Here is a 20645-nt window from a genome sequence, read left to right as displayed (position 1 = left end):
GCGTCGGCAGCGGACCGCGGCGACGCTCGCGCCGCCGCGGCGAGTTCAAGCGCCGCGGCGCGCGGCCGGTTCCATCTCGGCGGCCTGCGTTGGGCGAGGCGCGCCGCGCCAGGGCTCGGCCGGTGCGCGCAGGTAGGTGTCCAGCGCGTAGCGCCACGGAATCGCCGCCAGCAGCAGCGCCAGCGCCACCGCCATGTCGCGCGCCATCGGCGCGATCTCGCCGCCGTGGCCGCGCAGCGCCATCGGCGCGGCCACCGCCAGCAGCCACACCAGCTTGTAGGCCAGTTGCACGAACAGCACCGGCAACATCTTTTGCGGATAGCGCAGCCCCAGGCCGCTGAGCAGCGACACCGCGGCCCAGAAGCTGAAGGCGACGCCGTCCAGCGCCGGCCAGGGCGCGTCGCGGCCGAGCAGGGTCGACCAGGCGTAAGCGCCGAGCAGGACGAAGTCGAGCAGGAAATAGCCGCGGATCAAGCTCAGGCGCAGCGGACTCAAGGCCGCGCCGACAGCGCGCGGACCCGGCAGGGACGGATCGGTCATGACTACCTCAGGCGTGGGGAAGCTCGGGCGCGTCGCGCGCCGCCGCGCAGGCTCCGCCGCGTCCCGCGCAGCGGAACCGGGCGAGCAGGGCGGTGGCGGGAATGCGCGGACGATGTCGTGTCCGCGTCGGCGATGCGGACTGCGCGATGCGCGACAACCGCAATGACGGGGCGATGCTAGATCAGCGCGTGCGCATGCGGACGGAACGAGGACACAGATTGCGCGGCGGATCGGCCGAAGCGCGACGGCGGTCGTGAAGCCGCGCGGGCCGTGCGAGCGCGATGCGGGCGCGAAGGTTGCGACGCGCGGTTTTTCGTTGCGACGATGTCGACGCTGCGCGCTTGCTGCCGATCGCAGCGCGTCGCAGCGGACTTCGGCGGCTCATTCGCCGAAGCCTTCGCACGCGCGAGCCGCGATGGCCGCGCTCATTCGATGCGTCGGACGCATCGTCGCCACACGCCGCGGCGAGACGCGCGCCCTCGCCGCGGCGCCGGCTCAACAGCTGACGGTGAACGAGCCGGTGTATTGCGGCGTAACCCGCCCCTGCACGCTGATCTGGCCCGTGCACTGATTGTGCACCGCGCGTCCGACTTCCACGCCGTTCTCGAAATAGGTGCGGACCTCGCCCGGCGCCGGCAGATAGTCGTTCTTGGCCAGCAGCGGGCCGCTGGCGGCCGCCGTCAACAGCAGCGTCATCGCCACGCACAGGGTCTGGGTGCTGCGCTTCATGCGCGTTTCCTCATTCGTCGTCGACCGCTCGTCGACGTCGCGATACTCGCGCATCCGCATCGCGACATTCGAGGCCTGACGCACAAAGCCGGGCGCGTTCGCGTACGAAGCCGCATGAACGGCGCGATGCCCGCATACGCCGCGCGCATTCATGCACAGGCGGCCTTCACCTCGTTCATCATCGCGTTCACAGCGTTCAGCGATCGCATCGCGTCCAGCGTTGCCCGCCTGGAACTGTCCGTTCGCCGGCGAAATCGTTGACCTCTACCTAGGCTGAGGTCGTAGCGTTCGTACATACGCCGCCGCTTGAGCACTACCGGACGCAAGCGCCGCCGCGTTACGACCTTCCAAGGAGCGACCGCATGGCCATCGCCTACCCGACCATCGAACACGAGCCCGTCTTCGCACAGGCCTGGAACGACCCCGCCCACACCCGCTTCGAAATTCCGCCGCTGGACGTGAACCGGATCCTGGCCGAACGCTACGAACTCGAACGTCCGCTGCAACTCACCCGCGCGCAGCTGTGGGACATGGAAGCGCGCAAGGCGCGGCGGCCCGACCTGTTCATTCCCTATGTGGTCGAGCCCGGCAGCGCGGCGGTGTGGGACGAGCGCGGCGAAAGCGCGGGCGTGGAGCGTTTCGTGCGCAAGTCGCGCCAGCGCCTGTGGCTGCAGCCGGAACGGCGCGAACTGATCCTCGAGCAGACCCGGGTCGATCACCACCGGCAGAAGGTGACCTTCATCGGCGCCGCCGAGTATCCCGACGCCGACGGCGTCACTCTGCGCGCCGGCGAGGGACAGCCGATCTTCCACGTGATCCACGGCGTCGGCGGCGAGCAAACCCGGCCGTTGAACCTGTGGTCGGTGGTGTTCCTGACCCCGCGACAGGACAGCCGCCTGCTGGCGCCGTTCGTGCGCATGGCGTTCGAGGGATGGTTGCCGGGGTACGTCGAGATCTACATCCGCGACCATCTGAAGATCGGCATTTCGCGGCGTTCGTAAGATCCGATCGCGCGAATCGTGTTCGGGCCGGCGCGGTGCGGGCGATGCGCGTCGCCCGGCCGAATCAGCGCGCGATCACCGCGCGATCACTGCGCGGCGAAGTGCGCCAGGAACATGTCGGTCGCCGTATGCGCCACGCGCTCGCGCTCGTCCGCGCTCAGGATCGGATGGCCGAGGGTGATCTGCGGCCAGAACGCGAAACCCTTGATCATGCCCTGCAGCAGCATCGAGGCGAACTGCGGGTCGTCGGTCTTGAGCCGGCCGTCGGCGGCGGCGGCGCGGATCCACACGGTCAGGCCCTCTTCCTTGTCGCCGACGCGCTTGAAGATCTGCTGCGCGCGTTCGGGCGAGGGGATGACCGCGGCGACGGCGACCCGGACCAGGTCGATGAAGGCTTCGTCGTGCAGCAGTTGCAGCTTCTGCTGGACCAGGTCGAGCAACTGCTGGCGCAGCGGCCGGTCGGCGCGGTAGGCCAGTTCCGGCGATTCGCGGCTGCGTTCGAACAACTGCTGCAGGATCTGCGCGAACAGCACTTCCTTGCTCGGAAAGTGGTTGTAGACGGTGCGCTTGGAGACCCCGGCGCTGGCCGCGATGCGGTCCATGCTGGTGGCTTCGTAGCCGGCCTGGCGGAATTCGGCCTCGGCCGCGTCGAGGATGGCCGCGCGCTTGCGGTCGGTCAGGCGGGCGGGGGCAGGGCGGTTCATGGCGGCAAGGTTACACCGCAGGGTTTACTTTTTCAAAAAGTACACTACACTGGGCAGTGTAATCGTTCAGGCCGGGCTGTCCGGCCGTTCTCCCCCTAAGTCCCCCGTCTGTTCACCGGAGTCCCGCTCGTGAGCGCCTGCCTGCTTTCCTTCGCCAAGCCCCAACGCCCCGCCGACGGACACGCCGCCTCGCCGCAGTTCGCCGACGGCCGCTTCCGCAATCCGGTCCCGCGCCCGGCCACCGGGCTGCGCAAGATGCTGCGGATCATCGCCGACGCCCTGTGGCACAAGCCGGCCGACGCGGTCCCGGCGGCCGCACCAAAGGTGCTCGCGCTGACCCGCGAGGACCTGGCCCAGGCGCCGGACCGCAGCCTGTTCCGGCTCGGCCACTCGACCGTGCTGATCAAGCTGCGCGGCGGCTGGTGGATCACCGATCCGGTGTTCAGCCAACGCGCCTCGCCGGTGCAGTGGATCGGCCCCAAGCGCTTCCACGCGCCGCCGATCGCCCTGGCCGACCTGCCGCCGCTGCGCGGAGTGATCCTCTCGCACGATCACTTCGACCATCTCGATTTCGATGCTGTGCTGACCTTGGCCAAGACCGCCGACGTGTTCCTGACGCCGCTCGGCGTGGGCGACCGGCTCATCGGCTGGGGCGTCGATCCGGCCAAGGTGCGCCAGTTCGACTGGTGGCAGGGCGCCGTCGTCGACGGCGTGCGCTTCGTCGCCACGCCGGCCCAGCATTTCTCCGGACGCGGCCTGTTCGACAGCGACAAGACCTTGTGGGCGTCGTGGACGATCCTCGACGAGGCGCCGGGCGCGCCGCCGCTGCGGCTGTTCTTCAGCGGCGACACCGGCTACTTCGACGGCTTCGCCGAGATCGGCCGCCGCTTCGGCCCGTTCGACGTCGCGCTGATGGAAACCGGCGCCTACAACGCCCACTGGCCGCACGTGCACATGCAGCCCGAACAGACCGTGCAGGCGCACCTGGACCTGCGCGGCCGCTGGCTGCTGCCGATCCACAACGGCACCTTCGACCTGGCGATGCACGCGTGGACCGAACCGTTCGAACGCGTCTCGGCGCTGGCCGCCGAACGCGGCGTCGCCCTGGTCACGCCGCGCATGGGCGAACGCGTCGATCTGTCCGCGCCGCAGGCCACCGCGACGTGGTGGCGCGAAACCGGGCCAGCCCAGGCGCCGCATCCCGCAACCGATCACATCCTCCACCGGCACGCTACCGAACGGACCGCCCGCCCATGAGACTGCGACTGCAACAGAGCCTGGACGCCGACGCCATGCGCGGCATCACCGCCGCGGTGCTGCGCGCCGACCTCGGCAGCCGGATCAACTTCGAACGCGATTTCGAGCACGACGCGCCGATCGTGCGGGTCGAGAACTGGCTGACCGTGGCCGAAACGGTGGCGGCGATCGCGCGCAGCGGCTATGCGGTTGCGGCGGTGGTGGACGAATCCAACGACGTTCCCAGGCTGGCCGCGGCGCGCTGACGCCGCGGCGTGGCCGACCCGCTGCCCGGGTCGGAACGCCGGAGGCTTCGCGCCGGCGCGACGCGGCGGCGCAAGCTCACTCCAGCGCCGCGATGCGGATCCGCCGCGGCAGCGCCTGCACCAGCATCCGGCAACGCGGATGATGGTGGGTCGCGGCGAAGCCGCTCAGCACCGCCGTGCATTCGCCGGCGCCCAGCGACCAGATCGCGGTATCGCCGCCGAGCGTGGCGAACAGCGAGCGGCCGTCGCTGAACAGTTGCTTCGGCTCGGCGCTCATGACCAGGATCCGGTCCGGCGCCAGCGTTCCCTGGCGCACGTCGACGATCCGCACGCCGGCCGGCGCGGCAGCGTTCTCGGCGTCCTCTTCGTCCCATTGGGCGATGCCGCCCAGGGCGATGTGGTCGTCGTCGATCCAGCACGCGGGCAGGTTCCAGTCGTCGCGCAGGAGCAGCCGCCGCTTCGAGGCGCCGTCGTCGGACTCCCACACGTTGGACGCCAGCCACGCCGCAGCGTCGAACACGCAGGGCATGCCCGCCGGTTGCCAGACCCAACCCGAATCGAACAGCAGGCGGCCGGACGGGCTCGGCCGCAGCAGGCCGTGGAAATAATCCAGATAGTGCGGCGGGCGCTCGCCGTTTTCGTAACCGGTCGGGCCGCGTGCAGTGAGCAAGCGGCCGCTGCGCGGGTCGGACGCGTCGAGCCGGTTCCAGGCGCTGCGATGGATCAGCACGGTCCGGCCCTGGAACGGCAGGAAGCAGGCCGAGAAGGGCACCGTGTCTTCGTAATAGTCGCCGCCATCGAGCCGCATCGCGAGCCGAAACGGCGCGAGAGCGACGACCAGGCCGTGCCTGCCGCCGTCGAAGACCACCGCCGCGAACTCGCCGTCGGCGCTGGCGTGCAGGCGCCAGCGCGAGTCGAGCCCGAACGCGCCGGGGTTGTCGACCGTGTGCGCCGGCAGTTCCACCGCCCCCAGCTGCGTCGCGCGTCCCGAGCGCAGATCGATGCAGTGCAGGCCGCCGCTCGCGTCCAGCGCCAGCAGATCGCCGTCGGCGCGCGCGACCGCGGCGAGATCGAGCAGGTCGGGGCCGCTCCACTCCAGCGTCGATTCGTTCATGGCCGGCTCAAGGCGCGAAGATCTCGGGCTGGGTGTAGCGCCATGCGCCGATGCAGCCGATCAGGCAGGCGGTGTAGCCGATCATTACGCTGTCGTCGCCGAGGCCGGCGAAGGTGATCGCGCGATTGGCGGTCTGCAATCGCCACGCCAGCACCCGGCCGGAGAAGCCGGGGCGCTCGTGCTCCTCGTCCAGATCCGGCGCGCCGTAGGCGTCGATGCAGGCCTGCGGCGTGGACTGCATGCTCAGGCCCTGCGGCAGCGGGCCGGGGAAGGGCGCCTTGATCCGGTTGTCCGAGCCCGGCGCGAGCAGTTCCACCGATCCGATCAGCCACTCGTCGGCCGACGCCGCGTGGGCGGTTGCGGTGAGCTTGCTCAACTGCTGCGGACGGTACACGTCGATGCGCACCGAGGCCTTGGGGATCCAGACGATGCTTTCGCTCAACGGGCCGTTGGGTGCGGCGACCCGCTTGACCTCCCAGCCGGCCAATACGTCGCGGATCGCCTTGCCGTCGAACGCGCGCCCCAACAGGGCGATCAGCTGCTCCGATGCTTGTGCCACTCCAGACCTCTGCGATTCGATGCGGCGCCGCGCGCGGCGCGCGGCATGGTGGTGGATCATAGTGGATCGGCAGGCGCAACAGTCGCGCGGCGCGTGGCCGTCGCCGCAGCGCCGAACCGAAGCGGCCCGGCGAAAGGTCGATGCCTGTGTCGGCGCGCCTGGCGAACTCGCAGCGGGGCCATCTCAGAAAGCCGCCCCGCAACGGCGGCTCGCGAAGCGGCCTGGAAAAAACCGCCGTGCGCTACGGGCGCCAACACGCGCCCGCGCGGCGTGGACGCGATCGCAACATCGTCCGCGCTAGCGTCGCCGCATGAGCGCAGACGAACGTCCCGGCGACCTGGTGGTGGTGCGCCCCGAAGGCCTGTACTGTCCGCCCGGCGATTTCTACATCGATCCGTGGCGTCCGGTGGCGCGGGCGGTGATCACCCACGGCCACGGCGACCACGCGCGCGCCGACATGGGCGAATACCACGCCAGCGCGGCCGGCCTGCCGATCCTGCGCTGGCGGCTCGGCGAGCGCCGCTACTTCGTCTATGCCTACGGCGAGCCGTTCCGGCTCGGCGCGGCGCAGGTGTCGCTGCATCCGGCCGGGCACGTGCTCGGCTCGGCGCAAGTGCGGATCGAAGCCGGCGGCCAAGTCTGGGTGGTGTCGGGCGACTACAAGCGCCAGGGCGATCCGACCTGCACGCCGTTCCAGCCGGTCGCCTGCGATACCTTCGTTACCGAAGCGACGTTCGCCCTGCCGATCTACCGTTGGCCCGATACCGGCGAAGAAGTCGCGCAGATCGTGCAGTGGCGCGAGCAGTGCGCCGCGCGCGGCGAGGCCGCGGTGCTGTTCTGCTACGCGCTGGGCAAGGCCCAGCGGATACTGGCCGAACTGAGCGCGCTGGACCCGCGGCCGGTATGGACCCACGGCGCGATCGAGGCCGGCGTGCGGGTGTACCGCGAGGCGGGCGTGGCAATGGTGGAAACGCGCGCGCTGGCCGACGCTTCGCCCTCCGCCGCGTCCGGATCGGGACGGCGCGCCGCAGCGGCCGATCGCGACGCCTTCGCCGGCGAGCTGGTGCTGGCGCCGCCGTCGGCGCTGGGATCGGCGTGGATGCGCCGGTTCCGCGAAGTGCAGACCGGCTTCGCCTCCGGCTGGATGCGGGTGCGCGGCAACCGGCGCCGCCGCAACGTCGATCGCGGCTTCGTGATTTCCGATCACGCCGACTGGCCGGCGCTGCTCGACAGCATCCGCGCCAGCGGCGCCGGACGAGTGCTCGCGACCCACGGCCGCGCCGACGCGCTGGTGCGCACGCTGCGCGAGGACGGCGTCGACGCGGCGGCGCTGGGCGCCGGGTTCGAAGGGGAGGGCGCATGAAGGCGTTCGCCGCGCTCTACCGCGAACTCGACCGCACCACCGCGACCTCGCACAAGCGCGCCGCGCTGATCGAGTACTTCCGCAGCGCCGCGCCGGCCGATCTGGCCTGGGCGCTGTGGCTGCTGTCCGGCGGCAAGCTCGCGCGCATCGCCAACCAGCGCGAACTGCGCGACTGGATCGCCGCCGAATCCTCGCTTCCGCCGTGGCTGGTGGACGACTGCTACGAGCAGGTCGGCGATCTGGCCGAAACCTTGACCCTGCTGTTGCCCGAGCCGGCCGCGGCCGCGCCGGAGCGGCCGTTGCACGCCTGGATCGAGCAGACGCTGGCGCCGGTGGCCGGCGCCGAACCGCAGCGCCGTCGCGAGGCGGTGCTGGCCGGTTGGCGCGAGCTGCCGCCGCCGCAGCGTTTCGCGTTCAACAAACTGCTGACCGGCGCGTTGCGGGTCGGGGTGTCGCAACGATTGGTGCAGCAGGCGCTGTCGCAATGGTCGGGGGTGGACATCGCCTTGATCGCCCAGCGCATGCTCGGCGCGTGGACGCCGTCGCCGGAGTTCGTCGCCGCGCTGGTGTCGGCGCAGCCGCAGCGCGGCGATCGCGAACAGCCCTATCCGTTCTTCCTGGCCTCGCCGCTGGAACAGCCGCCGGCCGCGCTGGGCGAGTCCGCGCAGTGGCTGTTGGAGTGGAAGTGGGACGGCATCCGCCTGCAACTGCTGCGGCGCCGCGGCCAGGTCGCGCTGTGGTCGCGCGGCGAAGAGCGCCTGGACGGGCGCTTTCCCGAAATCGAAGCCGCCGCGCAGCATCTGCCGCGCGACTGCGTGCTCGACGGCGAGCTGCTGGCCTGGCGCGACGGCGAACCGGAACCGCTGCCGTTCGCCGCGCTGCAGACCCGGATCCAGCGGCGCAAGCCCGGTCCCAAGAGCCTGGCCGAGGCGCCGGCGCGCCTGCTCGCCTACGATCTGCTCGAACTCGACGGCGAGGATTGGCGCGAGCGGCCGCTGCACGAGCGCCGCGCCGCGCTCGCCGAAGTGATCGCCGGGCTCGACGCGCGCGCCGGCCAACGCATCGCGCTGTCGCCGCAGCTGCAGGCGGACGGCTGGCGCGAGGCCGCGGCGCTGCGCGAGGGCTCGCGCGAACGCGGCGTCGAAGGCCTGATGCTGAAGCGGCTCGATTCGCCTTACCGGGTCGGACGCCGGCGTGGCGACTGGTGGAAGTGGAAGATCGACCCGCTGCAGATCGACGCGATGCTGATCTATGCGCAGGCCGGCCACGGCCGCCGCAGCACTCTGTTCACCGACTACACCTTCGGCCTGTGGCACGAAGGCGAACTGGTCCCGGTGGCCAAGGCCTATTCGGGGCTGGACGACGCGCAGATCCTCGAGCTCGACCGCTGGATCCGCGCGCATACGCTGGAACGGTTCGGCCCGGTGCGCGCGGTGACGCCCGAGCACGTGTTCGAGCTGGGTTTCGAGGCGGTCAACCGTTCCAGCCGGCACAAGTCGGGCGTGGCGGTGCGTTTTCCGCGCATTCTGCGCTGGCGCCGCGACAAGACCGCGGCGCAGGCCGACACGCTGCAGGCGCTCAAGGCGTTGGCGCGCTGAAGCCCGTCCTGCGCTGAAAGACGACGATGGGGACGCAACCGTTCCGGCTGGACGCGGTCAGCCCTGCGCGGCTGCGCACAGCCGCTGGAAAAGCAGCGCGTCGGCCACCGCGTGGCCGGCCGCGGTGTTGTCGAACACGCACCAGGTTTCGCTTGCCTCCGCGGCTTCGGCGCAAGCGCTGGCGGCCATGGCCGCAAGTCGCGCTTCGCCGTAAGCGCTGTAATAGGTGCGCGGCGAACCGTGCCAGCGCCAGTAACGCAGCGCGCCGTCGGACGAAGGCTCCGCGGCCGCGGCCAGCGGCACCGGCGGGTCCACGCCTGCGCGCTGCACGCCGTGGCGCCGCAGCAAGTCCTGCGCGCGCTCGCCGAACCAGGAGCGATGGCGCGGTTCGCAGACCACGGCCGCCGCGCTGCGCCGGCCGAGCATGGCGAAGAAGCGCGCCGCCACCGCGGCATCGAACGCCAGCGACGGCGGCAACTGCACCAGCAACGCGCCGAGCCGCTCGCCCAGGCCGTCGACCTGGCCGATGAACTCGTCCAGCTGCGGCCCGACCGCGTGCAGGCCGGCCTCGTGGGTGATGCTGCGCGGCAGCTTGGCGCTGAAGCGGAACCCGGCGGGCACGCTGTCGGCCCAGCGCTGCCAGGTGGCGCGGCGGTGCGGGCGATAGAACGAGGAGTTGACTTCGACCGCGTCGAAGCGCGTCGCGTACGCGGCCAGGACACTGTCGCCGGCGCCGAAGCGCGCGCGTTGCGCGGCCGGCAGCGACCAGCCGGCGCAGCCTACGCGCACGCGCGCGGCGGTCGCGCGTGCGCGCGGCTCGCTAGCCAGGGACCGATCGGTGGGCGGTACGACAGGCTTCGCAGACCTCGCAGCGTTTCGCATGGCTGCGATGCTGACGCCGGTTTCGTAGCATCGGCGTGAACGCGGGCCGGCGCGATCTTCACTCGCCGCAGTACTCGACTTAACCTGCGCGCACGCAGTCTGGCGCGGTCGGCGAACCGAGGTTCGCGCTTGCGAGGATCTCGTCATGCAATACAAGCGCCTGCGTTTCGGCAAGGGCTTCCGGGTCGCGCTGCAGGTGCGGCGGGTGCAGGCCGCGGAAATGGTCATCGCGCCCGGCGACCGCGAAGGCGGCCCGGACAACCGCCATCGCGGCGCGGAGCAATGGCTGTACGTGGTGGCCGGCAGCGGCCTGGCGATCGTCGAAGGACGGCGCCAGCGCCTGGGGCCCGGCAGTTTGCTGGTGATCGAACGCGGCGAACGCCACGAGATCCGCAACACCGGGCGCACGCTGTTGCGAACGCTGAACGTCTATTCGCCGCCGGCTTACGACGGCGATGGCGAGCCGCGCGCCGCCGGCGCCTGAGCGGCCGGCCGGCGCGCGCCGCGTTCATTCGCCCGGCGCGGCCTCGATGAACTTGCGCCCGCTCGGCCCGGTGCCGCTGACCTGGATGACCGTCGGCTCGCGCACTTCGACATAGTGGGCAACGCCGGCCGGTTCGGTGTAGAAGCTGCCGGCCGGCAGCTTCTTCAACCCGGCCGGATCGGCTTTCTCGCCGTAGCCGGTGTACCAGCTGCCCGAGAGGATGGTGATCTCGCGCGAGTCGGTATGGATGTGCGGTGCGAGCTTGAATCCGGCCGGGAACTTCAGCCGGACGGTGTACGGGCCGGGCTTGTCCGGCGCGCCGATCAGCAGCGCCTGCTCCATGCCGGGCAGGGCCAGGCCGCCTTGCGCGGACCACTTCATCTGCGCGGGCGTCAGCGCCACCACCGGCGGCTCGGCCGCGTGGACGGCGAGGGCGGCCGCCATCAGCGCGAGCGCACAGATCGATTTGTTCGGCATGTCCGTGATCCTGTCGGGCCGCGTTTCGCCGCGGCAAGCGCAACAGCGATGCTAGCGCGCCCGCCGCGGATTAATGCGAACCGGCGTGCAGAACGCCGAACCGAACCGCGCGAGCGCCGCCGCGCCGGCCGCGCTCGCGCGAGGCGAACGCGGCTCGGCGCCGCGCCGGGCTCAGTAATCGAACCGCACCCGCAAGCCCACCGTGCGCGGGTCGTTCCAGTAGCCGCGGACGAAGCCGCCGGCGTCGTCGGCCCAGTTCTTGGTCATCTTGTCGGTGGCGTTGAGCACGTACAGCTCGGCGCGCCAGAACGACGGCGACTTCAGGCTCAGGCTGGCGTCGACCTTGGTGTAGGCCTTCTGCGCGTCGGAGATGTGCGGGTTGTCGAGGTTGCGCAGGGTGAAGTACATCGTGTCCTGCCACTTCACGCTGAGCCACGGCACCAGCTCGTAGCCGTTGCCGAACTTGAAGGTGTGCGAGGCGTTGATGCCGGCGGTGAACTTCGGCGTCATCGGCAGGTGGTTGCCGGTGATGTCGTAGACCTGGCGGCCGGCCAGGGTCGGGTCGGGACCGGTGTAGGGCGCCGGGCACGGCGGCGCGCCGAACTCTTCGCGCACGCCGCAGTTCCATTCGTCGCTGAAGCTCGGGTAGTCCTTGATCTTGCTGTCGATGTACGAGAAGAAGCCGCCGATGCGGGTGTTGGGCGTGGGCAGGTAGTCCACTTCCACTTCCAGGCCGGGGATGTTGACCGTGCCGACGTTGACGGTCTGCCACTTCTTGATCACGTCGCAGGTCGGGTCGAAGTCGGGGCAGGGCTCCTCGACGTGGACCTTGGCGGCGTAGAAGTCGCCGGTCACCTGCATGTCCTTGTAGCGGCTGTAGAAGGCGGTGACCGACAGGCTCAGGCCCTGGTCCAGCAGCAGGCCCTTGTAGCCGATTTCGAAGTTGGCGACGGTTTCGGGCTTGTACGAGAAGAAGGTGTACTGCGGGCCGGGCGGGCCGTCGATGCAGACCTTGCCGCCGCATTTGTCGTCCTTGTCGCCGAAGCCGCCGGCCTTGTAGCCGGTGGACAGCGAGGTGAACAGGATCTCGTTCTCGGACAGATCCTTGGTCAAACCCAGGCGCCAGGTGACCTTGCGCCAGGATTCGGAATTGGCGTTCTCCGCCGGCGGCCCCCACAGCTTGTAGGCGTCGATGCCGCCGAACGGCCCCATCCGCTCGGTCAGGTCGCGGCCGTTGTGCGGACGAAAGCCCGGCTGGCCCGGCGTGCCCGGGTCGTACAGGCCGTTGTAGTAGGCGGTCGAGGTGGCGTCCCAGCCGCCGTAGACCTGGCCGCCGCGGTCGGTCTTTTCGTCGCGGCTGTAGCGGGCGCCCGCGGTCAAGGTCCAGGTCGGCGCGAAGCGCCAGTCGGCCTGGCTGAAGATCGCCTTGGCGTCGATCTGGCGGTTGGGCTGGTGATAGAGCTGGCTGATCGGGTAGCCGTACGGCGCGTTGACCAGCATTTCCTGGGCGTAGTCGATCTGGTTCTTCTCGTGCATCCAGAACAGGCCGGACACCAGCTTCAGGCGTTCGCCCTGGTGCTTGAACTGCAGTTCGTGCACGAACGACTTGTACTTCGAATCCAGGGTGATCGAGGTGTTGTCGCGCACCGGCCACACGCCCCAGTCGCCTTCCGCCGGCGGCGGGAAGGTCGCGGTGACCTGCGAGGGGATCTCGTGGTAGCCGCCGTCGTCGTCGGCGATCTGCGAGCGCTTCTGGGTGGCGAAGGCGACGCTGTACTCCAGGCTGTTGCGCTCGTCGATGAACCAGTTGAGGTTGGAGCGGACCGTGTCGATCGACATGTCGGTCTTGCCGGGCACGTTGATCTTCACGTCCCATTTGCCGCCGGGGCAGGCGAAGCGGGTGCCGGCGGCCTGGTCGCAATCCTTCAGCCCGACCTGGCCGGCGCCGTCGTTCTGGAATTTCTCGTAGGCCAGCAGCCATTCGAGGTTGTCGCTGAAGGCGAAGCGCGCGGCCAGGCGCAGCGCCCATTCGTCGCGGTTGTAGTAGTACTTGTCGCGCCCGACCTTGACGTTGCGGCGCTGGTCCACGTCCGGGATGCCGTCGGCGATGAAGCCGCGCTCGGGAATGTTCGCGTCGGTGAAGTCCTGCTGCTGGTCGATCCAGCCGTCGCGCTCGACCTTGGTCGCGGAGAAGCGCAGGGCGAAGCGGTCGTTGACCGCGATGTTCTGGATCAGGTTGAGCTGGCGCAGGTTGTAGCTGCCGACGTCGATCTCGGCGCTGCCGAAGGTCGAATCGAAGCGCGGCTTGGCCGGAATGATGTTGATGCTGCCGCCGGTGGAGTTGCGCCCGAACAGCGTGCCCTGCGGGCCGCGCAGCACTTCGACCTGGTCGACGTCGAACATCAGCGCCAGCGCGCCCTGCGGCCGCGGCGAGTACAAACCGGCCACGTGCAGGCCGACGGCCGGGTCGCCGATCTCGGTGAAGTTGTTGGCGCCGATGCCGCGGATGCTGACTTGCACGCCCGAATCCGGGCCGGAGGCGATCTGCAGATTCGGCATGCTGCCGGACAGGCCGCGCACGTCGCGCACGCCTTCGCGGGTCAGCGCGTCCTGGCTGACGGCGGTGACGGTCACCGGCGTTTTCAGCAGGTCCGATTCCAGGCGCGTGGCCGACACGCGCACGGTTTCCAGGGTGGCGCGGGCCTCGCCCGTCTGGCCCTGCGCGGCGTCGGCTTGCCCGGCCTGGGCTTGTCCGGTTTGGGCCGGTTGATTCCCCTCCAATGCGGCGGACTGGGCCACGACCGGCGCGCTCGCGCAGCCGATCAATACCGCGGCCACCGCGGCGGCGATGCCGGTCGGTCGAACATCGCGGGGATGCTTTTTCATCGTTGGCTCCTGGTTGTGCGGCGACTCGGGCCCGCGGGCCCGCGCGGTGGCTGGCGTTGCGGCCCGGTCAAGACGGGACGGAAGGAGGTTTCGCGGAGTACACGGTCTGGTTGCGGACCAGCGGCCTGGCCCACAGCGCGACGCTGAGGATGTAGAGCAGCGGGACGAACACCAGCGACAAGCCCACGCGCAGGCCCCAGTGGTCGGCGACGACGCCGATCAGCAGCGGCACCACGGCGCCGCCGAGGATGCCGGTGCACAAGATTCCCGAGAACGCGCCGTGGTGCTGGCTGACCGAGTTCAAGCCCAGCGAGAAGATCACCGAGAACATCACCGACAAGAAAAAGCCCGCGGCCGGAAAGGCGTGCTGGGCGACGGCCGCGGAACCGAGGAGGGCGAGGGCGAGGCAGGCGATGGCCAGGGTCGAGAACAGCGCCAGAACCCACTTGGAATCGAGCAGTTTCAGCAGCCCCAGGCCGACCAGGCAGCCCAGCGACATCAGCCCCCAGAAGCGGCTGACCGCGACTGTGCCCTGTTCGGTGGCCGACAGGCCGTGGTAGCTGTGCAGGAACTGCGACATCCAGTTGGCCAGCGACTGCTCGGTGCCGACATAGGCGACGATGGCCAGGAAGAACAGGCGCACGTCGCGGCGCCGCAGCAGGCTGCGGTAGGCCTCGCGGCTGCCCGCGCGCTCGTCGTCCTTGAGCGCCACCGCCGGCAGCGGCAGCTTGTAGTTGAGCAGCGCCAGCAGCACGAAGGCGGCGCTGAAGTACCAGTAGAACGTCAGCCAGCCCAGCGGCTGTCCGTCCATGCCGGGGCGCTGCATGTACAGGCGGAACGCCAGCGGGCTCAGGAACGAGGCCAGGCCGAACACCAACTGCGCCATCACCGAGAAGAACGCGAAGTGCGCTTCGCCGCCGGCGGTGCGCATCAGCGGGTTGATCACCACCTGCAGCAACGCCATGCCCAGGCCGATCACGAACAGCCCGGCGACCACCGAGACATAGCCCGGCATCACCGCGATCGCCAGCGCGCCGATGAAGTTCAGCGCGAACGCGGCGAACAAGGTGAAGCGGGTGCCGCGCAGTTCGATCAGCAAGCCGCCCGGGATCGAGATCAGGCCGTAGGCCAGGAAGAACGAGAACGGCATGAAGCCGGCCATGGTCAGGCTCAGCTTGAAGTCCTGGATGGCGATCGGCATCAGCGGCCCGATCAGATTGGTGATGAAGGAGATCGCGAACCAGATCAGGAGGAGGTAGCTGATGATCAACGGCCGGTGCTTCACGATCGTGCCTCCGGGGTCAGGTCTGCGGCAGCAGGCAATGGGCGAGTTCGCCGGCGGCGATGCGCTTGCGCGGGAAGCGCGGCAGGATCGCGGCGGCGGTGCGGCAGCCGGCGGCGAGCGCGTCGGCGAGGCCGGCTTGGTTCGAGCCGGCGTGGTTCAGGCGCGCCGCCAGATAACCGGTGTTGAAAGCGTCGCCGGCGCCGACGGTGTCGAACACGTCGAGCGCGGTCTCGGCGGCGTAACGCAGGCTGCGGCCGTCGACGTGGCCGAGCGCGCCGGCGGCGCCGAGCTTGACGATCAGGTGCGCGCCGGGCTTGAGCAGGGCGGCGACGCGCCGCACGGCCTGATCCAGGTCGCGGCACTCGTCCTGGCCGCTGGCCAGACTCATCGTCTCCAGTTCGTTGACCAGCACGTGGTCGCACTGGGCCAGCCAGGCTTCGGCTTCGCGATGCACCTGCGGCGTCCAGCCTTCCGGCGGCCAGCCGGTGTCGAGCGCGACCCGATAGCCCAGGCGCGAGGCTTCGGCCAGCAGGCCGGCGAAATCGGCGCGCAGCCCCGGCAGCAGGAACGGCGCGGTGAACAGCGCGACGCTGCCGGGCGTCGCCGGCGGCAGGTGCCTGAGCACGAAGTCCGGGCTCAGGTGCTGCAGGTGGCCGTAGCTGGTGAAGAAGGTGCGCTCGCCGCCGGTGTGCAGCAGGCCGACCGACATGGTGGTGTCGCTGGCGCAGGTCTGCAGGTCGATGCGGATGCCGGCCAGTTGCAGCCGCAGCCATTGGGCGAGGTCGTCCTCGCCGATCGCGCCGATCAGGTGCGGGCTCAGGCCGAGGTGGCGGGCGGCGAGGGCGGAGTTCGCGGCCGAGCCGCCGGCGCGCAGCTCGCTGCGCGGCAACAGGTGTTCGGTGCCGATCCTGGGCCAGCCGTCGAGCGTGCCCAGGACCAGGTCGACGCTGACGTCGCCGACGATGCTGAATCGGGGCGGAGCCGGCTCAAGGCCGGATCGAGCGAGGTGGGATCGAGGCGAATCGAGCGTCATGGGGGCCGACTATAGTCACCCCGATTCCGCCTCGTCAATAAAAATATCCAGTGGAAGTTTAATTAAATCCGGCGCCCTCCGACGGCCGGGCGGTGGCCCAGCAGTTCGGTCGTCTGCAAATCGCCGAGTTCGTCCTTCTGCAGGCCTTCCAGGCGCGGCGAGAGCAGTTCGTGGATCGGCAGCACCGCCGCGCCGAGCAGCGAGCAGTCTTCCTCGCGCTGGGAAATCATCACCCGCGGCAGTTGCGGATCGGGCCGGCCGCGCACCGAGCGGTGCAGCGGTTGGGCCTGTTCGACCAGGCGCTGCACCAGTTGCTGCGGCGCCGAACCGCCGATGACGATGGTCTGCGGGTCGAACAGGTTCTCGATCATGCAGATCGCATCGCGCAGCCGCTGCGCCGCTTGCGCGCACCACTGCTGCATGGCCGGGTCGGCGGCGTCGTCCAGGCGTTCGAGCCAGTCCGGCGTGCGGATCCGCGCATCGTCCAGGCCCAGCGCCTCGGCCAGCGAATGCAGCGACAGGTAGCGCTCCAGGCAGCCGTGGTTGCCGCAGTAACAAGGCGTGCCGCCGGGAACCACCGGCACGTGGCCGATCTCGGTGGCGTTGCCGTCGGCGCCGCGGTAGTGGTTGCGGCCGACGATCAGCGAGCCGCCCAGGCCCATGCTCAGGTGCAGGTAGAAGAAGTTGTCCAGGTGTCGGGCGACGCCGTACAAGGTCTCGCCGAGCGCGCCGGCGACGCTGTCGACGCTGTGGAACAGCGGCAGGCCGGTGGCCTCCTGCAACTGGTCGAGGATCGACAGATCCTTCCAGCCCTCCAGCGCGGTCGGGCCGACGAAGCTCAGCTCGGTGTCGCCGAGCGGGCCGGGCAGGGCCACGCCGATGCCCCACAGCCGCGCATTGGCCTGGCGACGCAGGCTCGCCACCAGTTCCATCAGCCCGGCCAGCAACTGCGCGCGGTCGCAGCCTTGCAACTGCACTTCGCAACGCGCGTCGATGCGGCCGACCAGATTGACCAGCGCGCCGCTGGCGCGGCCCGGCTCCAGGCTGATGCCGATCGATTGGCCGGCGTCGGGATTGATCTCGAAGGCGATCGGCGGCTGGCCGCGGGTCTTCAGATCCTTCTGCCGGCGCGACACGATCAGGCCGATGGATTCGAGCTCGTTGGTGATGTTGGCGACCGTCTGCGGGCTGAGCGAGACCTTTTCCTGGATGTCCTTGCGCGAGGCCGCGCCGTGCTGGCGGATGAAATCCAGCACCAGGCGGCGGTTGTAGGGGGCGCTGGATTGCTGGGTGGCGCCGCGGCCGATGTTCATAAGGGTTGGAACCGGTTGAGCGTAGGGGAGGGGATTGGCGTCGTATTATTCATACATCCATGTGAAGTATTTATTGACGAGCGGCCGGTCGCGTGGCTAAGTTGCGCTGCCCAGTCTATCCGGAACCGTGCCGATGACCCGTCCGCCGCTTGTCCGCAAGACCGCAATCCTGATGGTCGCCGCGCTGGCGCTCGCGTTGTCGGGCGGCGCGTGCGCGGCCGCGCCGGAGGCGTCGAAGACCACGGTGTCGGTGCGCCTGCCGATCGCGCCGCTGCTGGTGCAGCTCAACCAGGTCGCGCTGGAGCGGCGCGGGCCGAAGCGCGCCATCGTCGAATACACGGGTGAGGCCGGGCAAGGCCGCTACACCGTGCTGCGCGACGGCAAGCCGATCAAGCAAGGCGAGCTGCAAGCGCTGCCGGCGTTCGCCGAGTGGGGCCCGGGCAAGCGCTATTTCAGCGTCGATTTCTCCGATGCGCAGCAGCCCGGCCAGTACCAGGTCAAGGTCAGCATCGGCAAGCGCCAGGCGCAGTCGGCGGTGGTGCCGGTGCGCGACGACGCGATCTTCGCCGTCGCCGGCGCGCAGATGCTGGGCTACTTCAAGCGCAGCCGCCACACCGACCCGGGCGACCGCGACCTGCCGGTCTTCCAGACCTCGCGCCGGGTGAACGCCTGGGGCGGCTGGCAGGACGCCGGCGGCGACAAGGGCAAGTACCTCTCGCACCTGGGCTACGCCAATCACTTCAATCCGCAGCAGGCGTCGATGGCGGCGTGGGTGCTGGCCTACGGCGCGCACGCGCGCAAGGCGTTGTTCGCCGCGCACGGTTTGCAGGCGCAGGTCGAGGACGAAGCGTTCTGGGGTGCGGACTATCTGCACCGCATCCTCGACAAAGACGGCTATTTCTACACCACCGTGTTCGACCAGTGGGGCACGCCCGGCGCGGTGCGCATGGTCACCGGCTACGAAGGCGCGGCCGGCACCTACACCACGCTGTACCGCTCGGCCTTCCGCGCCGGCGGCGGCATGGCCATCGCCGCGCTCGCGCGCGCCTCGATGCTGGCGAAACAAAGCGGCCGCCACGGCGAATTCGACGGCGCCCAGTACCTCGCCGACGCCGAGCGCGCCTATGCGCACCTGCGCCAGTTCAATCCGCAGTACTGCGCCGACGGCAAGGAAAACATCATCGACGACTACACCGCGCTGATGGCGCTGGTGGAGTTGCAGCGCGCCACCGGCCAGGCGCGCTACCTCGACGATGCGCGCGAGCGCGCCGCGCGCCTGATCGCGCGGCAGCAGGCCGACGGCGGTTTCCTCAGCGACGGCGGCAGCCGGCCTTATTACCACGCGGCCGAGGCCGGCCTGCCGGTCATCAGCCTGTCGGCCTATGCCGGGATCGAGCCGAAACCGGCGCGGCGCCGAGGCGCGCTGGACGCCATCGGCAAGGCGCTCGCGCACGAACTGGCGATCACCGGCGCGGTCGCCAACCCCTACGGCTACGCCCGCCAGCGCTTCCAGCTGGCGCAGGACGGCAAGGCCGCCGGCGCGGTGCTGGAAGGCTTCTTCATCCCGCACCGCAACGAAACCGGTTATTGGTGGCAGGGCGAAAGCGCGCGCCTGGCCTCGCTGAGCGCGGCGATGGCGGTCGGCAGCCGCGCCGTGGCGAACCGCGGCGACGCCGGCTACGGCCTGCCGGCCGAGCGCGCCGCCTACGCGCAGGACCAGCTCGACTGGACCCTGGGCCGCAACCCCTACGGCATCTCCATGCTCTACGGCTTCGGCCGCAAGAACCCGCCGACGGTGCTGGAGAGCGCCGGCGAAATGTTCGTCGGCGGCATCTCCAACGGCATCACCGGCGCGGTGGGCAGCGACACCGGCGCCGGCATCAGCTTCGCGCCGGGCCCGGATTCGGAGCAGTGGCGCTGGGTGGAGCAGTGGATTCCGCATACCACGTGGATGCTGTTCGCGGCGATGGCGGTGGCGGGCGACGAGGCGCGCTGAGTCGCCCGGCCCGGTGTTGATCGTGCTGGATCGGCGAGATCGCAGGCGCCCGCGGACCAGCAGGCCCGCCGCAACGCAAGACCGCTGATGCGCGCCGATGGCGACGCCGACGCGATTGGGTCCACACTGTGCGCCCCGATACCGCAGCACCGCTCATGGCGACCCGATCCCGCTCCCCGCAGCCGTTCCACGACGCCGCCTTCGTCCGCGTACGCGGCGCCCGCGAACACAATCTCAAGGACGTCGACGTCGCCATCCCGCGCGATGCGTTCGTGGTGTTCTCCGGCGTGTCCGGCTCGGGCAAGTCCTCGCTGGCGTTCGGCACGCTGTTCGCCGAGGCGCAGCGGCGCTATCTGGAATCGCTGTCGCCGTACGCGCGCCGGCTGATCGACCAGGTCGGCGTGCCCGACGTCGACGAGATCCAGGGGCTGCCGCCGGCGGTGGCGCTGCAGCAGCAGCGCGGCACGCCCAACGTCCGCTCCACGGTCGGCAGCGTCACCACGCTGTCGAGCCTGCTGCGCATGCTGTACTCGCGCGCCGGCACTTACCCGGCGCGGCAGCCGATGCTGTACGCCGAGGATTTCTCGCCGAACACGCCGCAGGGCGCATGCCCGAACTGCCACGGCCTGGGCTTCGTCTACGAGGTCACCGAGCGCTCGATGGTGCCCGACCCGTCGCTGAGCATCCGCGAGCGCGCGATCGCCTCGTGGCCGCCGGCCTGGCACGGACAGAACCTGCGCGACATCCTGGTGACGCTGGGCTACGACGTCGACATTCCCTGGCGCGACCTGCCGAAGAAAGACCGCGACTGGATCCTCTACACCGAAGAGCAGCCCGTCGCTCCGGTCTACGCCGGCCTGACCCCGGCGCAGACCCGCGCCGCGCTGCGGCGCAAGGCCGAGCCCAGCTACATGGGCACCTTCACCGGCGCCCGCCGCTACGTGCTGCACACCTTCGCCACCACCCAGAGCGCGCTGATGAAGAAGCGCGTCGCGCGCTTCATGAGCGGCGCCGCCTGTCCGGTGTGCGACGGCCGCCGGCTCAAACCCGAGGCCTTGTCGGTGACCTTCGCCGGCCTCGACATCGGCAGCCTGTCGCGGCTGTCGTTGAACGCGATCGCGCAGACGCTGGCGCCGGCCGCGGCCGGGCAGTTCGACGCGCCGGCGGCCGGCGCCACCC

General features: G+C 70.2%; 19 protein-coding genes and 1 pseudogene. 9 read left to right on the top strand and 11 right to left on the bottom strand.

The features are described from left to right. Positions 1-45 precede the first annotated feature (45 nt). Positions 46-540, bottom strand: a complete 495-nt coding sequence (locus tag A7A76_RS24090; protein ID WP_206413693.1) for a hypothetical protein — start codon at positions 538-540, stop codon at positions 46-48. 495 nt (positions 541-1035) lie between these two features. Then, positions 1036-1269, bottom strand: a complete 234-nt coding sequence (locus A7A76_RS24085; protein ID WP_206413692.1) for a hypothetical protein — start codon at positions 1267-1269, stop codon at positions 1036-1038. A 114-nt stretch (positions 1270-1383) separates the two neighbouring features. Here A7A76_RS24085 and A7A76_RS24080 point away from each other — a divergent pair, with 114 nt between their 5' ends. Further along, entirely contained in the window at positions 1384-1530 is a 147-nt protein-coding gene (locus A7A76_RS24080; RefSeq protein ID WP_206413691.1) for a hypothetical protein, read from the top strand. A 101-nt stretch (positions 1531-1631) separates the two neighbouring features. Then, positions 1632-2270 (top strand): hypothetical protein, encoded by a 639-nt coding sequence (locus tag A7A76_RS24075; protein WP_206413690.1) that lies wholly within the window; start codon positions 1632-1634, stop codon positions 2268-2270. Positions 2271-2356: 86 nt separating this feature from the next. Here A7A76_RS24075 and A7A76_RS24070 read toward each other — a convergent pair whose 3' ends face one another. Continuing rightward, positions 2357-2974: a TetR/AcrR family transcriptional regulator gene (locus tag A7A76_RS24070; RefSeq protein WP_206413689.1), complete on the bottom strand. Its 618-nt coding sequence runs from the start codon at positions 2972-2974 to the stop codon at positions 2357-2359. A 129-nt stretch (positions 2975-3103) separates the two neighbouring features. Between A7A76_RS24070 and A7A76_RS24065 the strand changes: the two genes are divergently transcribed. Continuing rightward, positions 3104-4231 (top strand): MBL fold metallo-hydrolase, encoded by a 1128-nt coding sequence (locus tag A7A76_RS24065; protein ID WP_343225405.1) that lies wholly within the window; start codon positions 3104-3106, stop codon positions 4229-4231. Then, entirely contained in the window at positions 4228-4476 is a 249-nt protein-coding gene (locus A7A76_RS24060) for a hypothetical protein (RefSeq protein ID WP_206413688.1), read from the top strand. Before A7A76_RS24065 ends, A7A76_RS24060 begins: the two co-directional genes overlap by 4 nt. Before the next feature lie 76 nt (positions 4477-4552). Here the strand turns inward: A7A76_RS24060 and A7A76_RS24055 are convergent, their stop codons facing one another. Both A7A76_RS24055 and A7A76_RS24050 read right to left on the bottom strand, forming a co-directional pair. Beyond that, a complete protein-coding gene (locus tag A7A76_RS24055; RefSeq protein WP_206413687.1) occupies positions 4553-5590 on the bottom strand; it encodes a hypothetical protein in 1038 nt (345 codons plus the stop codon). A 7-nt stretch (positions 5591-5597) separates the two neighbouring features. After that, entirely contained in the window at positions 5598-6149 is a 552-nt protein-coding gene (locus A7A76_RS24050; protein WP_206413686.1) for a hypothetical protein, read from the bottom strand. Positions 6150-6459: 310 nt separating this feature from the next. Here A7A76_RS24050 and A7A76_RS24045 point away from each other — a divergent pair, with 310 nt between their 5' ends. Further along, on the top strand, positions 6460-7512 hold the full coding sequence (locus A7A76_RS24045) for a ligase-associated DNA damage response exonuclease (protein ID WP_206413685.1): 1053 nt from the start codon (positions 6460-6462) through the stop codon (positions 7510-7512). Beyond that, entirely contained in the window at positions 7509-9110 is a 1602-nt protein-coding gene (locus A7A76_RS24040) for an ATP-dependent DNA ligase (protein ID WP_206413684.1), read from the top strand. Before A7A76_RS24045 ends, A7A76_RS24040 begins: the two co-directional genes overlap by 4 nt. 57 nt (positions 9111-9167) lie before the next feature. Here the strand turns inward: A7A76_RS24040 and A7A76_RS24035 are convergent, their stop codons facing one another. Further along, positions 9168-9899, bottom strand: a complete 732-nt coding sequence (locus tag A7A76_RS24035; protein ID WP_343225404.1) for a DUF72 domain-containing protein — start codon at positions 9897-9899, stop codon at positions 9168-9170. Positions 9900-10137: 238 nt separating this feature from the next. On the opposite strand from A7A76_RS24035, the gene A7A76_RS24030 reads away from it, so the two are divergent. Next, positions 10138-10476, top strand: coding sequence for a cupin domain-containing protein (locus tag A7A76_RS24030; RefSeq protein WP_206413682.1), 339 nt, complete (start codon positions 10138-10140; stop codon positions 10474-10476). Positions 10477-10500: 24 nt separating this feature from the next. Here the strand turns inward: A7A76_RS24030 and A7A76_RS24025 are convergent, their stop codons facing one another. From A7A76_RS24025 to A7A76_RS24005, 5 genes are all read right to left on the bottom strand, one after another. Further along, the gene (locus A7A76_RS24025) at positions 10501-10953 is read right to left on the bottom strand and encodes a cupin domain-containing protein (RefSeq protein WP_206413681.1); all 453 of its coding nucleotides are present in this window, start codon (positions 10951-10953) and stop codon (positions 10501-10503) included. 171 nt (positions 10954-11124) lie between these two features. Further along, complete coding sequence (locus A7A76_RS24020) at positions 11125-13839, bottom strand: TonB-dependent receptor (RefSeq protein WP_206413680.1); 2715 nt, start codon at positions 13837-13839, stop codon at positions 11125-11127. 67 nt (positions 13840-13906) lie between these two features. After that, complete coding sequence (locus A7A76_RS24015; protein WP_206413679.1) at positions 13907-15124, bottom strand: MFS transporter; 1218 nt, start codon at positions 15122-15124, stop codon at positions 13907-13909. A 16-nt stretch (positions 15125-15140) separates the two neighbouring features. Then, positions 15141-16157 carry a carbohydrate kinase family protein gene (locus A7A76_RS24010; protein ID WP_206413678.1) on the bottom strand — a complete coding sequence of 339 codons (1017 nt, stop codon included), beginning with the start codon at positions 16155-16157 and terminating at the stop codon, positions 15141-15143. A 62-nt stretch (positions 16158-16219) separates the two neighbouring features. After that, the gene (locus tag A7A76_RS24005) at positions 16220-17470 is read right to left on the bottom strand and encodes an ROK family transcriptional regulator (protein WP_206413677.1); all 1251 of its coding nucleotides are present in this window, start codon (positions 17468-17470) and stop codon (positions 16220-16222) included. A 133-nt stretch (positions 17471-17603) separates the two neighbouring features. On the opposite strand from A7A76_RS24005, the gene A7A76_RS24000 reads away from it, so the two are divergent. Together A7A76_RS24000 and A7A76_RS23995 are read left to right on the top strand one after the other, a co-directional pair. Next, complete coding sequence (locus A7A76_RS24000; RefSeq protein WP_206413676.1) at positions 17604-19466, top strand: glycoside hydrolase family 9 protein; 1863 nt, start codon at positions 17604-17606, stop codon at positions 19464-19466. Between the two features lie 155 nt (positions 19467-19621). Then, positions 19622-20645: pseudogene (locus tag A7A76_RS23995) on the top strand (excinuclease ABC subunit A); the annotation flags it as partial.

The sequence above is a fragment of the Lysobacter enzymogenes genome (assembly GCF_017168095.1).
Classification (GTDB): domain Bacteria; phylum Pseudomonadota; class Gammaproteobacteria; order Xanthomonadales; family Xanthomonadaceae; genus Lysobacter; species Lysobacter enzymogenes_D.
Note: the sequence above shows the minus strand (reverse complement) of the source record. Positions and strands in the feature narration are given on the sequence as shown.

Coding starts and splice junctions, on each gene's coding strand:
- A7A76_RS24025 (WP_206413681.1), bottom strand. CDS start 10,953: ATGCCGAACAAATCGATCTGTGCGCTCGCGCTGATGGCGGCCGCCCTC.
- A7A76_RS24010 (WP_206413678.1), bottom strand. CDS start 16,157: ATGACGCTCGATTCGCCTCGATCCCACCTCGCTCGATCCGGCCTTGAG.
- A7A76_RS24005 (WP_206413677.1), bottom strand. CDS start 17,470: ATGAACATCGGCCGCGGCGCCACCCAGCAATCCAGCGCCCCCTACAAC.
- A7A76_RS24060 (WP_206413688.1), top strand. CDS start 4,228: ATGAGACTGCGACTGCAACAGAGCCTGGACGCCGACGCCATGCGCGGC.
- A7A76_RS24090 (WP_206413693.1), bottom strand. CDS start 540: ATGACCGATCCGTCCCTGCCGGGTCCGCGCGCTGTCGGCGCGGCCTTG.
- A7A76_RS24075 (WP_206413690.1), top strand. CDS start 1,632: ATGGCCATCGCCTACCCGACCATCGAACACGAGCCCGTCTTCGCACAG.
- A7A76_RS24080 (WP_206413691.1), top strand. CDS start 1,384: ATGAACGGCGCGATGCCCGCATACGCCGCGCGCATTCATGCACAGGCG.
- A7A76_RS24000 (WP_206413676.1), top strand. CDS start 17,604: ATGACCCGTCCGCCGCTTGTCCGCAAGACCGCAATCCTGATGGTCGCC.
- A7A76_RS24040 (WP_206413684.1), top strand. CDS start 7,509: ATGAAGGCGTTCGCCGCGCTCTACCGCGAACTCGACCGCACCACCGCG.
- A7A76_RS24020 (WP_206413680.1), bottom strand. CDS start 13,839: ATGAAAAAGCATCCCCGCGATGTTCGACCGACCGGCATCGCCGCCGCG.
- A7A76_RS24055 (WP_206413687.1), bottom strand. CDS start 5,590: ATGAACGAATCGACGCTGGAGTGGAGCGGCCCCGACCTGCTCGATCTC.
- A7A76_RS24070 (WP_206413689.1), bottom strand. CDS start 2,974: ATGAACCGCCCTGCCCCCGCCCGCCTGACCGACCGCAAGCGCGCGGCC.
- A7A76_RS24085 (WP_206413692.1), bottom strand. CDS start 1,269: ATGAAGCGCAGCACCCAGACCCTGTGCGTGGCGATGACGCTGCTGTTG.
- A7A76_RS24030 (WP_206413682.1), top strand. CDS start 10,138: ATGCAATACAAGCGCCTGCGTTTCGGCAAGGGCTTCCGGGTCGCGCTG.
- A7A76_RS24045 (WP_206413685.1), top strand. CDS start 6,460: ATGAGCGCAGACGAACGTCCCGGCGACCTGGTGGTGGTGCGCCCCGAA.